This is a genomic window from Staphylococcus agnetis (assembly GCF_002901865.1).
Lineage (GTDB): Bacteria > Bacillota > Bacilli > Staphylococcales > Staphylococcaceae > Staphylococcus > Staphylococcus agnetis.
This window is the reverse complement of sequence record NZ_PPQF01000045.1, coordinates 1-15,640: the sequence shown is the minus strand read 5'-3', so window position 1 is coordinate 15,640 and position 15,640 is coordinate 1. Positions and strand designations below refer to the sequence as shown.

The 15,640-nt window shown below is 39.8% G+C and carries 8 protein-coding genes, 1 tRNA gene, 1 other RNA gene and 1 pseudogene; 7 read left to right on the top strand and 4 right to left on the bottom strand.

All coding sequences use genetic code 11. The features are described 5' to 3' along the window. Window positions 1–86: 86 nt before the first annotated feature. Genes CD172_RS07325 through gltC form a run of 4 tightly spaced genes read right to left on the bottom strand, consistent with a single transcriptional unit; the run spans window position 87 to window position 5,168 of the window. Entirely contained in the window at window positions 87–2,345 is a 2,259-nt protein-coding gene (locus CD172_RS07325; protein WP_103345942.1) for an ATP-binding cassette domain-containing protein, read from the bottom strand. Window positions 2,346–2,385: 40 nt separating this feature from the next. After that, window positions 2,386–3,168, bottom strand: a complete 783-nt coding sequence (locus CD172_RS07320) for a YibE/F family protein (protein ID WP_037564933.1) — start codon at window positions 3,166–3,168, stop codon at window positions 2,386–2,388. Beyond that, on the bottom strand, window positions 3,165–4,277 hold the full coding sequence (locus CD172_RS07315) for a YibE/F family protein (protein WP_103345941.1): 1,113 nt from the start codon (window positions 4,275–4,277) through the stop codon (window positions 3,165–3,167). Before CD172_RS07315 ends, CD172_RS07320 begins: the two co-directional genes overlap by 4 nt. 12 nt (window positions 4,278–4,289) lie before the next feature. Further along, a complete protein-coding gene (gene gltC, locus CD172_RS07310; protein ID WP_103345940.1) occupies window positions 4,290–5,168 on the bottom strand; it encodes a glutamate biosynthesis transcriptional regulator GltC in 879 nt (292 codons plus the stop codon). A 122-nt stretch (window positions 5,169–5,290) separates the two neighbouring features. Here gltC and gltB point away from each other — a divergent pair, with 122 nt between their 5' ends. The 7 genes and pseudogenes from gltB (at window position 5,291) to ffs (ending at window position 15,506) form a co-directional block, all read left to right on the top strand. Continuing rightward, window positions 5,291–9,793: a glutamate synthase large subunit gene (gene gltB / locus CD172_RS07305; protein WP_103345939.1), complete on the top strand. Its 4,503-nt coding sequence runs from the start codon at window positions 5,291–5,293 to the stop codon at window positions 9,791–9,793. 13 nt (window positions 9,794–9,806) lie between these two features. After that, complete coding sequence (locus CD172_RS07300; protein WP_103345938.1) at window positions 9,807–11,264, top strand: glutamate synthase subunit beta; 1,458 nt, start codon at window positions 9,807–9,809, stop codon at window positions 11,262–11,264. Window positions 11,265–11,330: 66 nt separating this feature from the next. Continuing rightward, a tRNA-Ser gene (locus CD172_RS07295) sits at window positions 11,331–11,423 on the top strand. Between the two features lie 354 nt (window positions 11,424–11,777). Beyond that, window positions 11,778–12,742: pseudogene (locus tag CD172_RS12980) on the top strand (glucose PTS transporter subunit EIIB). 18 nt (window positions 12,743–12,760) lie between these two features. Beyond that, window positions 12,761–14,401: an alpha,alpha-phosphotrehalase gene (locus CD172_RS07285; RefSeq protein WP_103345937.1), complete on the top strand. Its 1,641-nt coding sequence runs from the start codon at window positions 12,761–12,763 to the stop codon at window positions 14,399–14,401. Window positions 14,402–14,416: 15 nt separating this feature from the next. Continuing rightward, window positions 14,417–15,142 (top strand): trehalose operon repressor, encoded by a 726-nt coding sequence (gene treR / locus CD172_RS07280; RefSeq protein WP_037564920.1) that lies wholly within the window; start codon window positions 14,417–14,419, stop codon window positions 15,140–15,142. 94 nt (window positions 15,143–15,236) lie between these two features. Then, window positions 15,237–15,506: signal recognition particle sRNA large type (ffs, locus tag CD172_RS07275), an RNA gene on the top strand. The last annotated feature ends 134 nt before the right edge of the window (window positions 15,507–15,640 follow it).

Here is a 15,640-nt window from a genome sequence, read left to right as displayed (position 1 = left end):
ATAAATACGTCTTAGAGTTAAAAAATAGCCTTCAAAATTTATCACTCGATAAATTTTGAAGGCTATTCGTTTGGTTTGAGCGGTACTTATTCAATATAACGTGCGAGATGTTTTGCGGTGACAGAGTTTTGAATATGAAAGAGGTCGTGTGGAGGACTACTATATAAAATATGTCCGCCTTGCGTGCCAGCCCCCGGCCCTACATCAATGAGCCAATCCGCTTGCGTCATCATTGTTAAATTGTGTTCAATCAGAATGACTGTATTGCCGTCTTTGATCAATTGTTCAAATCGAGACTGTAAAATTGGAATATCGTCTTCATGTAAGCCGGTTGTAGGTTCGTCAAAAATAAACACGTGATTGGACATTTTTTCTGTTAAATAACGGCTTAATTTAACCCGCTGCATTTCACCGCCCGAAAGTGTATCTAATGATTGACCTAGCGTCATGTAATAAAGGCCTGTAGATTGTAGAGCTTTAAGGCGAGACGCAATTGTTGGTTCTTTTTCAAACAGGGTGATCGCTTCTTCGACCGTTAGAGCTAAAACATCCGCAATTGACTTACCTTCCACTTTGGCATCTAAGACCTCTTGCTTATAGCGTGTCCCACCGCACACTTCACATACTTGTGAAAAATCAGGCATAAATGCGAGTTCGGTTTTGAGCACGCCTTTACCATTACAATTGGGACATGCACCTTCTGAATTATAACTAAACATACCTTTTTTTAGACCCGTTGCTTTACTAAAAAAGTCGCGTACTTCATCAAAGACATCCATATAGGTGAGCAAGTTCGACCGGTTAGACGCATGTACAGGGTTTTGATCAATAAATATGGCATTTGGCTCTCTTTCAAACCCAGCTTTGATTAAAGAGCTTTTACCAGAACCTGCGACACCAGTGAGCACCGTGAGCGCCTGTTTCGGTATTTTAACTGAGACGTCATTTAAATTATTACGTGAGATGTGATTTAACGTATACCAATCCTTGTAATGGGTCGGTGTATGCGTTTTTAATTGATGATGGCGTGTTAATGCACGTCCTGTGTCAGTATCGGATTTTAATAAGTCACGATATGTGCCTTCAAAGGTAACATTGCCACCATTTTTGCCAGCGCCCGGTCCGATATCTATGACATGATCAGCGATTTTAATAACATCGGGATCATGTTCAACGATGATGACACTGTTGCCTTTATCACGTATGTTTAACATAATTTGATTAATCTTTTCAATGTCTTCAGGGTGCAATCCAACACTTGGCTCATCAATGATATAGACTAAATCGGTAAGCGGGCTATTTAAATGACGAATCAGTTTGATGCGCTGGGATTCACCCCCTGAAAGGGTTGTCGTTTCACGCCCAAGTGTTAAATAATTCAATCCAATATCATTGAGCGCTTCAAGTTGTGTCAATAAAGGTTGGATGATAAATGCAGCTTTATCGCTTTGAATCGTTTTTAAAAATGGAATGGTTTCTTCTATGGTTAATGCAGTAAATTCTGCGATGTTCATACCATTGATTTTACAACGAAGTACTTTCTGATTTAGCCGTTGTCCGTTACATGTAGGACATTGATGTGTGGTGACAACACGTTGTACGTCTTTTAAAAATCGTTTCTTCTCAAAATTGTCATTAATCAAAAATGAGCGTCGGAACCGATGGATTAAACCTTCGAACTTGGCTGTTCTTGGCCAGTTGGAAGGCGGATTTTTAAGTGTAGTCGGCTCTGTATATAAGAAAGTGTGCATTTCTTCTTCTGTATAATCTTTTAATTTTTTGTCGTTATCAAAAAGACCTGAATAGCGATAACGTTTTCCTCGCCAGCTGTCCGGTTTAAATGATGGGAAGTTAATCGCGCCTTCATTGAGCGATTTTTCATAATCTAATAACTCATTTAAATCAATGTCTTCAACATAGCCTAATCCTTGGCAAGTTTCACACATTCCATTTGGGTTATTAAAGGAAAAGACATCCGAATAACCTACAAATGGTTCGCCAATCCGTGACCATAATAAGCGAACGGAGGCATAAATGTCAGAAATCGTTCCCACGGTTGATCGTGAATTACCGCCAAGTCGCTTTTGATTAATAATCATGGCTACGGGCAAGTTTTCAATTTGGTCTACATCTGGTTTATCATAGTGTGTTAATTGATGTTGGATGTAGCTAGAGTACGTTTCGTTTAATAAGCGCTCAGATTCAGCCGCAATGGTACTAAAAATGAGAGAGGATTTACCTGACCCTGAGCGACCAGTAACAACTGTGAGTTGATGTTTTGGAATCGCTACGTGAATATTTTTTAAATTGTTTTGACGTGCGCCGCGTATGTGTATATGCGTCATGACATTCACCTCCATGTTCTTTTACCCTAATGGCGTCATCTCATGTACGGCTATTAAATGAAATAGGTAATCGGTGATGATTGTGAATGAGCCAAGCAGTAATTGCAGCAGTTATTGGTATACATATGGCGATGGCAATACCACCAAGAACGATGGTTATCAGTTCTTGGACGAATAGTTTGGCATTAATGAGATGCCCAAAGTGATAGTGTAAATTAAAAAACCAGAATACGAGTGTCATTGAACCACCAATAAAAGCTAAATAAATGGTATTGGCAGAAGTTGCCAAAATTTCACGGCCAACACGCATTCCAGATTCAAATAATGCGCGTGAAGAAAGTGATGGATTTGTTTCATGAAGTTCATACATTGGTGAACTGATGGTAATTGCTAAGTCAATTACTGCCGCAATCACTGCAAGAATCACGACGAAAATCATGAATTGTTCCATATCAATACCGATATTCATTGAAAAAATATACGTCTCATCTTGTTCTTCTTGGGTGAAACCTTGTAGATGTCCGAAATGAATCGATAAATATATCGCTGCAAGCATAATGACGGTTGTGACAATGCTTGCGATAAACGCTGCGAAAGTTTTAATGTTAAAACTATTGAGTGCGAATAAGTTTATCGCTGCTACGATAATACAAAAAATTAGCGTTACGATATAAATAGGTATACCAAAAATCATCATTATAATTGCGATGACGAGCAATATAAAATTTAAAAATAATGTACCGAAAGCGATAGCGCCCGATTTACCGCCAAATATCAACATTAATAAAAATAAAATCAGCGCTAAAACGACGACTGCGTTCATGTGCGGTCACCTCTTTCCCAAAAATGCCACAGTTGCATCAGTGCAATGGTAATCGGAATCGTTAACACAATGCCGATGCCACCTGTAATCGCACGTGCAATTTCTAAAGACCAGTTCATGGAAATACTGTATGTGAGTGTATTTGCATTTTTTAAATATAGAAGCAATAGTGGGAGACCGCCCGCTAAATATGAAAATAGCAATATGTTCGTCATGGTCCCCATAATATCACTACCAATATTACGTCCCGCTAAAATCCAGCGTTTACGTGAAATATGTGGGGAGCGTTGCATAATTTCATACATACCACTCGATATCGTAATGGCTACATCCATGACTGCACCGAGTGAACCTACCATCACAGATGCTAAAAAGATGAGATGGGGTGGCAATGTTAAAAAACTCATCGTTTCATATTTAATACCTTCTGCGTGCGTCAACATAATCACTACCCATGACAAGCCGACCGAAAGCCAGGTGCCGAGTAACGTACTAATGATTGTTACTATGGTACGTTTCGTCCATCCAATAACGAGCCAGAGTGTTATCGCGGTTGCGATGAGTACAGCAATACTCATGAGCATAAATAAATTAAGATGAGTATATGCATTATAGAGTGCGATTGCTGATAATATTGCTATCGTATTTAATACGATTGATAAAATGGATTGTACACCAACGCGGTGCCCTACAATTAATAATGCGATGGCAAATACACTCAATAACGTTGCGACAAGCGTATCCCGTTTTTTCTCTTGAATATAATGGTCGTGTGCGTGTTTACCGAGATGGAGCAACACTTTGTCTCCAGGATGATAGGCTTGTTCTTCTGTTTTAGATTGATTGTACGGGTGATGGACGGTAATCGTTTTACCTTCATCTTTCGTGTTTAGTAATTCAATATGTAGCGTATCTGTATACTTAATGTCTTTATTTTTATGTTCATCGATTGACGTTTCTTTATGATGTTTGACGACTTCAGTGACTTTTCCAATCGGAGTCGAATAAAAGCGTGCGTTAAAACATGTGAATACAATGACGGCTATTGCTAAAATCACTGTAATCAATAACGTCAACAAAAATGAGCGATGCGATTGAAATCGTGTCATAAATGTCTCCTTTTAATGATAAGTTGCATGTTGTTGTAAGTGTGAGATAAGCATGTTAATCATTTTCAAATGGTCCGCGTGTGCATAGTCTTTACGATATACGAGTGACACCGTCTTTCGCATATCGGTATGTGATAATGAGATTTTAGACCATTGATGAGTATGACTATATAGATTTATATAAGATGGTGCAACGACAAAGCCCTTTTCACGTTGTAAGATAAAGCGTGCGAATTGTGTTACTTTACATTGATAAACGGGATGTACTGCATGGGTGTGTAGATAGTTTTTAAAGTCTTCGGATACGGGTTCATGAATGTAAAGTTGATGTTTTAAAATATGTGACATCGGTGGATTCGGGACGGTCATTAATGGATGATGTGGTGGACCGTATAAAACGTACGTTTCTTCAAATAGTGGGTGGTGCTCAAATTGCGCATCTGCAATCCCTTCATTGGTGATGGCAATATCAATTTCATTGCTGACTAAAGCCGTTTTGATGTCTTGTGCTTTAAGTAAGGTAGGAATGATGGAGATTGCCATCTCAGTTTCAATTTTATCTAACACTTGCGGTAAAATTTGGCCAACGGCACCATCTATATATCCCAACATCACTGTACTTGAACGGATCTCTTGTTGCATTTGAAAATAGTCTAATGTTTGATCCACTTGTTCTAAAATAGGACGCGCAGCATTAAGTAGATGTTTCCCTTCGGTCGTTAAATATACATTGCGCCCTTTACGGTGGAATAAAGCAGTACCTAATTCGCTTTCTAAATTACTAATGTGACGGCTAATGGCTGATTGCGCGACATTCAATTCTAAAGCGGCTTCAGATATATGTTCTCTTTTAGCAACTTCTACAAAATACTTTAATTGTTTTAGTTCCAACGTTCTCCCCCCATTTATATCCATATTATCTCAAAACGAGATGGATTTCATCTCAATTATATATTGATGTGATAAATGAGTATCTATATAGTTGATTGTATTACTGAAGAGAGGTGTCAGAAATGTCTAACAATTTATCGTATGCTCAAAATGGACTCTATGATGCGCGTGAAGAGCATGACGCGTGTGGCATTGGCTTTTATGCCAATATGGATAATAAACGTTCGCACCATATTGTGGAAAAATCATTAGAAATGCTGCGTCGACTTGATCATCGTGGAGGCATTGGTGCAGACGGTATTACTGGTGACGGTGCTGGCATAATGACTGAAATTCCATATGCGTATTTCAAGTCGGTGGTGGCACTGGATTTACCCCAAGAAGGGGATTATGCAGTGGGTATGTATTTCGCTAACGAAGACATTTCTCAATCTAAGCACCACCCTAAAATTGCCCGTATTTTTGAAGGGGAGGGGTTGGCGCTTCTCGGTTACCGAGATGTTCCGGTAGATGTCACTTGTCTGGCACCACACGTTGCCAAAACGATGCCTACCATTCAACAACTGTTCGTGGTCAATCGCTCAGCGAAACATTTTGATCGTGCACTTTATCTCGCGCGTAAACAAATTGAACATTATAGTAGTAAAGAAAAAATAGGTATCTATTTTACGAGTTTGTCTCGACGTACCATTGTATATAAAGGATGGCTGCGTTCAGATCAGATTAAAGTCTTATATGTCGACTTACAACAAGCGACGTATGTTTCAAAATTCGGATCAGTACATTCACGCTTTAGTACGAATACGTTTCCGAGCTGGGAGCGGGCACATCCGAATCGTTTGTTAATGCATAATGGGGAAATTAATACAATTCAAGGTAATGTGAACTGGATGCGTGCCCGTCAAAAACGTTTAATTCAAACGGTATTTGGTACAGATGCGCATAAAGTGCATCGCATCTTGGATGAATCTGGCAGTGACTCGGCCATCGTTGATAATGCCCTTGAATTTTTAAGTTTAGCGATGCCTCCAGAACAAGCAGCGATGTTGCTTATTCCAGAGCCGTGGTTGTACAACGAGAGCAATGATCCCAATGTGCGTGCCTTTTATGAATTTTATAGTTATCTCATGGAACCGTGGGATGGACCGACGATGATTTCGTTTTGTGATGGGGATAAACTCGGTGCGTTAACAGACCGAAATGGCTTGCGTCCAGGGCGTTATACGATTACAACAAATAACGAAATTATTTTCTCGTCTGAAGTCGGTGTCGTAGATGTTGATGAGACAGAAGTGGCGTATAAAGGACAATTAAATCCAGGGAAATTATTGCTTGTTGATTTTAATGAACATCAAGTCATCGGAAACGAAGCGTTGAAACAAACCATTGCATCTCAACAACCCTACGCACAATGGTTATCAGATGAACGTATTATTCTCGATATAGACCACATCCCATATCAAGGGTTAAATGTGTCTGATGAAACTGTGTTTCGAATGCAACAACGCTTTGGTTACACGAAAGAAGATATTGATAAATATTTAACTGAGTTAATAACGGGTGGAAAAGACCCGATTGGTGCTATGGGGTATGATGCGCCACTTGCTGTATTAAATGAACAACCGGAGTCTCTATTTAATTACTTTAAGCAACTTTTTGCGCAAGTAACCAATCCGCCTATTGATGCCTACCGTGAAAAAATCGTCACGAGTGAGCTCACATATTTAGGTGGGGAAGGCAACGTACTTAAACCAGGACCAGATGCACTGAAGCGAGTGCAATTAAAACACCCTGTGTTAACAGAACATCAATTGCAACATATTGCATCATATGCGTTAAAAACGGCTTATTTTTCAACGGGATACACAGAAAACTTAAAAGAGGCGTTAAACAATTTGGGGAAAGCTGTGATTGAAGCAGTACAACAAGGGGTAGAAGTCGTCGTTTTAGAAGACAAATCTGTGAGCGAGGCAACGCAATTTGCGATGCCAATGTTACTTGCGGTCAGTCATATTCATCAATTACTTATTCGCCATGACCTTCGTATGCAAACCAGTATCGTTGCGATGTCTGGAGAAATGCGTGAAGTTCACCATTTAGCTTGTCTTGTAGGCTACGGAGCAAATGCAGTCGTACCGTATTTAGCGCAAAAAACGATTGCCGATTTAACTGAAAACAACCGGATACAAGGGGACGTTGCGTCTAATGTGGCGCAACTGAATACGATTTTTTCAGAAGGACTTATAAAAGTGATGGCGAAAATGGGGATCTCCACGGTACAAAGTTATCATGGGGCACAAATTTTTGAAGCGGTTGGTTTAGGAGACGATGTGATTGAGCATTATTTCCCAGGAACACCGTCCAAACTGTCGGGCATTTCATTAGCGACCTTGGATGTTGAAAATAAACGCCGTCAAACCATTGACCAGCCTTATTTACAACCAGGCAGTACATTCCAATGGCGCCAACAAGGCCAGTATCACACATTTAATCCAATGACTATCCAGTTATTACAACATGCGTGTCGCGACAATGACTATGAAAAGTTTAAGCAGTTTTCAGAAGTTGCGAACCATCATACGGCAAGTCATTTGCGAGACTTGTTTGATTTTAAAACGCAATCAAGTATTCATTTAGATGAAGTTGAGCCTGTGGAAACGATTGTCAAACGTTTTAAAACAGGGGCGATGAGTTATGGTTCGATTTCTCAAGAAGCGCATCAAACATTAGCAGAAGCGATGAACCGTCTAGGTGGGAAAAGTAATAGTGGTGAAGGTGGCGAAGCACTTGAACGTTATACGGTGTCCGAAGATGGGGCGGATTATAAAAGTGCGATTAAACAAGTGGCATCAGGTCGCTTTGGTGTGACCAGTCATTATTTACAACATGCTAAAGAAATTCAAATTAAAGTTGCACAAGGCGCTAAACCAGGCGAAGGGGGACAACTTCCGGGGACAAAAGTATATCCTTGGATTGCTGAAGTAAGGGGATCAACACCAGGTATTGGTTTAATTTCACCCCCACCACATCATGATATTTATTCTATTGAAGACTTAGCTCAGTTGATTCATGATTTAAAAAATGTGAATCGCCAAGCCGACATTACGGTAAAACTCGTATCAAAATCAGGGGTAGGTACGATTGCCGCAGGTGTGGCGAAAGCTTTTGCAGATAAAATAGTGATTTCTGGATACGACGGAGGTACAGGAGCTTCCCCTAAAACGAGTATTCAACATGCTGGATTGCCATGGGAATTAGGATTAGCAGAAACGCATCAAACACTGATGCTCAATGGATTGCGTTCACGCGTACGCCTTGAGACAGATGGTAAGTTACTCACAGGCCGTGATGTAGCCTATGCTGCTGCTTTAGGTGCAGAAGAGTTCGGTTTTGCAACAGCACCACTCGTAGTACTAGGTTGTATTATGATGCGTGTATGTCATAAAGATACGTGTCCTGTCGGTATCGCAACACAAAATGGAGATTTACGCGCACTCTTTACAGGCAAAGCAGATTATGTGGTTCATTACATGCACTTTGTGGCGCAAGAATTACGTGAAATTTTAGCGGAACTCGGTTTACGTTCAGTAGATGAACTTGTGGGTCGAACGGATTTATTAACACCTTCTTATAAAGCGCGTAAGCATCCAAAAGCGCGTGAACTGAATTTAAATGCATTACTACATCAAAATGAAGGGGACCGTACGAAGTCTATCGAACAACAACACGGACTAGAGCATGGATTTGATCTTACTGAACTTTTACCTGCAACGCGTCAAGCTATTGAGCGTGGTGTACCTTTTAGCGGTACGTTCACAATAGGTAATGAACAACGTAATGTCGGTGTCATTACAGGGAGTGAGATAACACAACAACACGGTTTAAAAGGGCTTGAACCTAATACGATTAACGTGTATACAACAGGTCATGCGGGTCAAAGCTTAGGTGCATGGATTCCGCAAGGGCTTGCGTTACATCACACCGGAGATGCAAACGATTATGTCGGTAAAGGTCTATCTGGTGGACAAATCGTCGTGAATGCGCCTAATGAAGCGCGCGAACGTGACATTATCGTTGGTAACGTATGTTTTTATGGCGCAACGAGCGGAAGTGCATATATTAACGGCCGTGCAGGTGAACGTTTTTGCATCCGTAATAGTGGCGTGAATGTTGTGGTCGAAGGTTTTGGAGATCACGGATTAGAATATATGACTGGTGGACGTGTTGTGATATTAGGAGACGTCGGTAAAAACTTCGGTCAAGGGATGAGTGGTGGTGTGAGCTACATTTTCCCTTCAGATGTTGGGGCGTTTAAAGCGGCACATGCGTTAAATACATTAGATTTTGATGCTGTAACGGATGCTAAAGAAGCCGAAATGTTGAAGCAAATGTTAGCCAATCATGTAACGTATACGCAAAGTACAAAAGCGCAACGTATTTTAGAAAATTTTGAGGCACAGCTCGCAAATTGTATTAAAGTGATTCCGAAAGATTATAAACGTATGATGCAAAAGATTTATCATTATGAACAAAATCAAGGCCGTCAAGAAGCCTTGTTGTCGGCGTTTAATGATCAATCTGATTTCGCTGTATCAAGTTTAGATACGACGATTTCGGTTTACTAAAGGAGGTCTTATAATGGGTGAATTTAAAGGATTTATGAAATATCCAAAACGAAAGCTTGATGAGTTGCCTTTGACGGACCGAATTGCGAATTTTGAACCGTATCAGTCTCGATTTACAAATGGGGATGCACAACAACAAGGGGCACGATGTATGGACTGCGGCACACCGTTCTGTCAAACTGGTGTTCAAATTGAACGTGAAACGCTCGGTTGTCCGCTAGGCAATTATATACCAGAATGGAATGATTTAGTATATCGCGGTGATTTCAAAACGGCGTATGAGCGCTTGTCAGAAACAAACAACTTTCCAGATTTTACTGGCTACGTGTGTCCTGCACCTTGTGAAGCCTCATGTGTGATGAAAATCAATCGAGATGCTGTGGCCATAAAGGGGATCGAACGTACCATTATAGATGAAGCTTTTGAAAATGATTGGGTAAAGCCACGCGTGCCACACGCACGTATCGACCAAAAAGTAGCCATTATTGGGAGTGGTCCTGCTGGATTGGCAGCGGCTGAAGAATTAAATGCGTTAGGATATTCGGTAGATATCTTTGAAAAACAAGCACAACCAGGGGGCTTATTGACATATGGCATCCCCAATATTAAATTGGGTAAAGATGTTGTATTTCGACGCATTGATTTGATGAAAGCAGCAGGCATTCGTTTCCATTGTAATCTTGAAGTGGGAAAAGATTTGACAAAATCGGAGTTGGATCGTACGTATGATGCGGTTGTCGTGTGTACCGGTGCTGAAAAACCAAGAGACTTACCTTTAGAAGGACGTATGGGGTTAGGGATTCATTTTGCGATGGATTATTTAACTGAACAGACACAATTGTTACTTGGAGAAACGTCACAACAAACCATTTCTGCTAAAGGGAAAAATGTGGTCGTTATTGGTGATGGTGACACAGGAGCTGACTGTGTTGCAACGGCATTACGTGATGGATGCAAATCGGTCGTTCAATTTAATCGTAAAGCCAAAAAGCCTGAGCGTTTTGAAATGAACTATAGTTGGCCATTTCCTGAACCTGTTTTGAAAAAAGATTATGCGCATCAAGAATATGAAGCGAAATTTGGTGTGGAACCACGCGCGTACGGGATTCAAACCATGCGTTTTGACATTGATGATATGTTCCATGTACGTGGCATTTATGCGCAAGTACAACGAGATCAAGCAGATGGCTCGCTTGTGGGAGATGATCGTGAAATTTTAATTCCAGCTGACCTTGTGTTATTGGCGATTGGTTTTGAAGGGGTAACGTCTCAAATTACACAAGCGCTTGACCTTAAAGTGAATCGCCAAAAGATTGTTGCGAATACGCAAGACTATAAAACGAATCAAGCTAAATATTTCGCGGCTGGTGATGCACGTCGTGGGCAAAGTTTAGTCGTTTGGGCAATTAAAGAAGGGCGTGAAGTCGCTGTTTCTGTCCATGAACATCTAAAGCGCAAAACTTTTGTTTAATTTTTGTAAAATTTTTGTTGACATTGTGTGCGGGCTATAATATTATATTTTATGTGCTCGTAACACGGAGGAATACCCAAGTCCGGCTGAAGGGATCGGTCTTGAAAACCGACAGGGGCTTAACGGCTCGCGGGGGTTCGAATCCCTCTTCCTCCGCCATTATAAGTAAAATCCAAGACTAATAGATATAAAAGCCAAATGTTTAACGCGATTTGAACATTTGGCTTTTTTACGTTGTTGAAAAATGTGTGATTGAAGTCGCCTTTTAAACTAACTAAATGTTAAAAAGGTGACGTCGCTATGAGTCAAAACGAAAGTGTTTAAATGAACAAAGTATAAAAAAGTAGTTGAATTAAAAATGACGTCGTTCATTATGCCTAATTGATGCGCTAAGTATGAGGGACGTTATTTATTTTATGGACATTTGCATAAAGATTTATGAAAGCCTTTACAAAACTTGTCTATACAACATATAATTTGTATAGACAAGTCAAAAAATAGGGAGTGTATGGGATGGCTGTAAAAGTATCAGATGTGCGTGACATTATCGATGCCATTGGCGGTAAAGACAATTTACAAACCGCTACACATTGTGTGACACGCTTACGCTTAGTATTAGAAGATGATAGTAAAGTGAACAAAGACAAATTAGCTGCAAATCCGCTTGTGAAAGGTCAATTTAAGGCAGATAATCAATACCAAATCGTTATTGGTCCAGGCACTGTAGATGAAGCATACAAAGTGTTAGTTAATGAAACAGGAACTACAGAAGCGTCGAAAGATGAAGCTAAAGCGATGGCTGCGAAAAAGGGGAATCCAATCCAGCGCTTAATCAAATTGTTAGGGGATATTTTTATACCGATTTTGCCTGCGATTGTAACAGCAGGTTTACTGTTAGGTATAAACAACGTTTTGACGATGCCACTTTATTCCAAAACGCAGGATGGCTTGGTGGTGCGATTTATGGCTTATTATATGCACCATTAGTCATTACAGGATTACATCATATGTTTTTAGCAGTGGACTTCCAACTGATGGGAAGTAGTATAGGTGGCACATATTTATGGCCGATTGTGGCTATGTCCAATATCGCACAAGGTTCTGCGGCGTTTGGCGCATGGTATGTCTATAAGAAACGTAAGCTTGAGAAAGAACAAAGTTTGGCAGCAACATCAGGGATTTCAGGGTTTTTAGGTGTGACAGAGCCAGCAATGTTTGGTGTGAACTTACCATTAAAATATCCATTTATTGCGGCGATTTTAACATCTATGTGCGTAGGTGCTTTCATTGGGGCATCAGGTGTCATTGGTAGTGTTGGTGTTGGCGGTGTTCCTGCCATTTTATCCATTAAACAACAGTTTTGGGGAGTATACGCGATAGCTACAGTCGTTTCAATGATTGTCCCTTGTATATTAACAATCGTTTTATCTCGATTTAGTCGTGAGAAAACGAAAAAAATGGTAGATGAAAATCTTTAAGTTTAAGGTGGGATCACATTGGTACAACGAGATTGGAAGAAATCGGTTGTGTATCAAATTTATGTAAAATCTTTTAATGATACAACAGGCAATGGTGAAGGGGATTTACAAGGTATTACTGAAAAGTTAGATTATCTAGCGTTTTTGGGTGTGGATTATATATGGCTAACGCCGATATATGATTCGCCAATGAACGATAACGGCTATGATATTCGAGATTATTATCAAATTAATAAGCATTTTGGTAATGAAGCAGATTTAAAAACGCTCATACAAGAAGCACATGATCGAAATATAAAAATCATGTTGGATATTGTTGTCAATCATACGTCAACAGAACATCGATGGTTTCAAGAAGCATTGAAGTCTAAAACGAGTCCATATCGTGATTACTATTTTTTCAAATCTTCAGAAGATGGCCCTCCTACCAATTGGGAATCTAAGTTTGGCGGTAATGCCTGGGCGTATGATTCGACATCTGATGAATATTACTTACATTTATTTGATGTTACACAAGCGGATTTAAATTGGGATAATCCTAAAGTGCGACAAGAAGTGTTTGATATCGTAAATCATTCGATTGATTTAGGTGTGGATGGTTTTCGTTTTGACGTTATCAACTTAATTTCTAAAGGTGAATTTAAAGATTCTGAAGCGATTGGAAAAGAATTTTATACTGATGGACCCCGGGTGCATGATTATTTACATGAATTAAATCGCAATACTTTTGGAGATAAAGGATTAATGACGGTGGGGGAAATGTCATCAACGACGTTAGATCGTTGTATTCAATACACACGTGAAGATCGTCAAGAACTAAGTAGCGTGTTTAACTTTCATCATTTAAAGGTCGATTACAAAAATGGTGAAAAATGGACGGATCAATCATTTGATTTATACCAATTAAAGTCTATCTTAATGGATTGGCAACGTGGCATATATGATGGTGGCGGTTGGAATGCGATATTTTGGTGTAATCATGATCAACCTCGCGTTGTCTCACGCTTTGGTAGTGATGCGAACGAGGCGCTACGACAAAAAAGTGCCAAAACGCTTGCGATAGTGCTGCATATGCTGCAAGGAACGCCTTATATTTACCAAGGGGAAGAAATCGGTATGACCAACCCGCACTTTACATCAATCAAACAATACCGCGATGTGGAGTCTTTAAATGCATATCAAATGATGAAAGATAAGGGAATGGCAGAATCTGACATTTTGACAATTTTAGGTCAGAAATCACGGGATAATTCGAGAACGCCTATGCAATGGGATGCTTCAGCTCATGCAGGATTTACATCGGGCACGCCATGGATTGAAGTGGCACATCATTACCCGACAATTAATGTTGAAGCGGCTTTAGCGGATGAAAATTCCATCTTTTATACGTACCGAGACCTTATTCGTTTACGACATGATCATGACATTATCACATATGGCAATATCGTACCAAAACACATGTCACATCAGGCGCTATTTATTTACGAACGTCATTATAAAGGTGAAGTGTGGCTCATTGTTGCCAATATGACTGGTGATACAGTGACGCTGCCTGATGATATAAATTTAGATGGTCATATTGTGATACAAAATGGTACGATAAATAAAAATGACATTGGTGGCTATAGTGCGATTGTGATCGCAAAAGAAAATGAATAAGAGGCGAGGACGACAATGAAACAAAACAAATTCAAACTGATTTACGAAAATATGCGACGCGCAATATTAGAGGGCGATTACCGTTATGGTGAACGATTGCCGTCTGAACATCAGCTGGTAGAAAACTACAACGTGTCACGTGAAACAGTGCGTAAAAGTTTGAATATGCTCGTATCTGAAGGCATGATTCAAAAGATTCGAGGAAAAGGATCTGTCGTCATTTATCAAGGTGTGACAGAGTTTCCGTTTGCGGATTTAATGAGCTTTAAAGAAGTTAAAAAATATATGAATTTACAACATCAAACCGTTGTCCATACGTTCGAGCGCATCGTTGCAAAAGACGTGCCACATGTCAAACAAGCATTGAAAATTTCAATGGACACGCCATTATGGCATTTTATACGTTATCGTCAAGTTGAAGGCGTCACTAAAATTATCGATGAAGATTATGTGCGTGCCGACATGTTTCCTGATTTAACAGAAGCCATCGTCCAAGAATCTCTCTATGATTATATTGAGAATGTGAAAGGATTTGAAATTAGTTTTTCCAGTAAATCCATTACGTTTGAACCATTTGGACAAATTGAGCGTGAAGCATTTGGGGCGATGACACCAGAATATACGGCGACAGTACGTGGTATTGTACACCTCAAAGATACGACGAAGTTCCAGTATAATATCTCGAAACATATCGCAACAGAGTTTAAATTTATGGATTTTTCACGCCGTCATAAAATATAGGGTAAGTGGATAGGTGTTCTGTTCAATGGTTTGTCAAAGTTAATGTAAGTTAGGGCTTGCATTTGCATAATAGGATATAGTAATATTAATTTTACCGTGCTAAGCGGGGAGGTAGCGGTTCCCTATTCTCGAAAACCGCTTTATGCGAGGCTGAATTCCTTTGTTGCGGATGTGTATTTGTGAAGTCTGCCCAAAGCACGAGGTGTTTGAAGATTTCGGTCCCATGCAATATGAACCCATGAACCATGTCAGGTCCTGACGGAAGCAGCATTAAGTGGATTCTCATATGTGCCGTGGGGTAGCCGAGATTTAGCTATCGACTTTGGTAACGTTTATGATGCATATACAACGCGAAGGTGCACGGTTTTTTATATGCAAATCAATAACATTTATAGATTACAAGGGGCTGGGACATAATTCTCAGCCAAAAAAAGAATCGATTAGGTAAAATCATTTTTACTCAATCGATTCTTTTTATATATTATTTAAAAAAAATAA

Coding starts and splice junctions, on each gene's coding strand:
- gltB (WP_103345939.1), top strand. CDS start 5,291: ATGTCTAACAATTTATCGTATGCTCAAAATGGACTCTATGATGCGCGT.
- treR (WP_037564920.1), top strand. CDS start 14,417: ATGAAACAAAACAAATTCAAACTGATTTACGAAAATATGCGACGCGCA.
- CD172_RS07300 (WP_103345938.1), top strand. CDS start 9,807: ATGGGTGAATTTAAAGGATTTATGAAATATCCAAAACGAAAGCTTGAT.
- CD172_RS07320 (WP_037564933.1), bottom strand. CDS start 3,168: ATGAACGCAGTCGTCGTTTTAGCGCTGATTTTATTTTTATTAATGTTG.
- CD172_RS07325 (WP_103345942.1), bottom strand. CDS start 2,345: ATGACGCATATACACATACGCGGCGCACGTCAAAACAATTTAAAAAAT.
- CD172_RS07315 (WP_103345941.1), bottom strand. CDS start 4,277: ATGACACGATTTCAATCGCATCGCTCATTTTTGTTGACGTTATTGATT.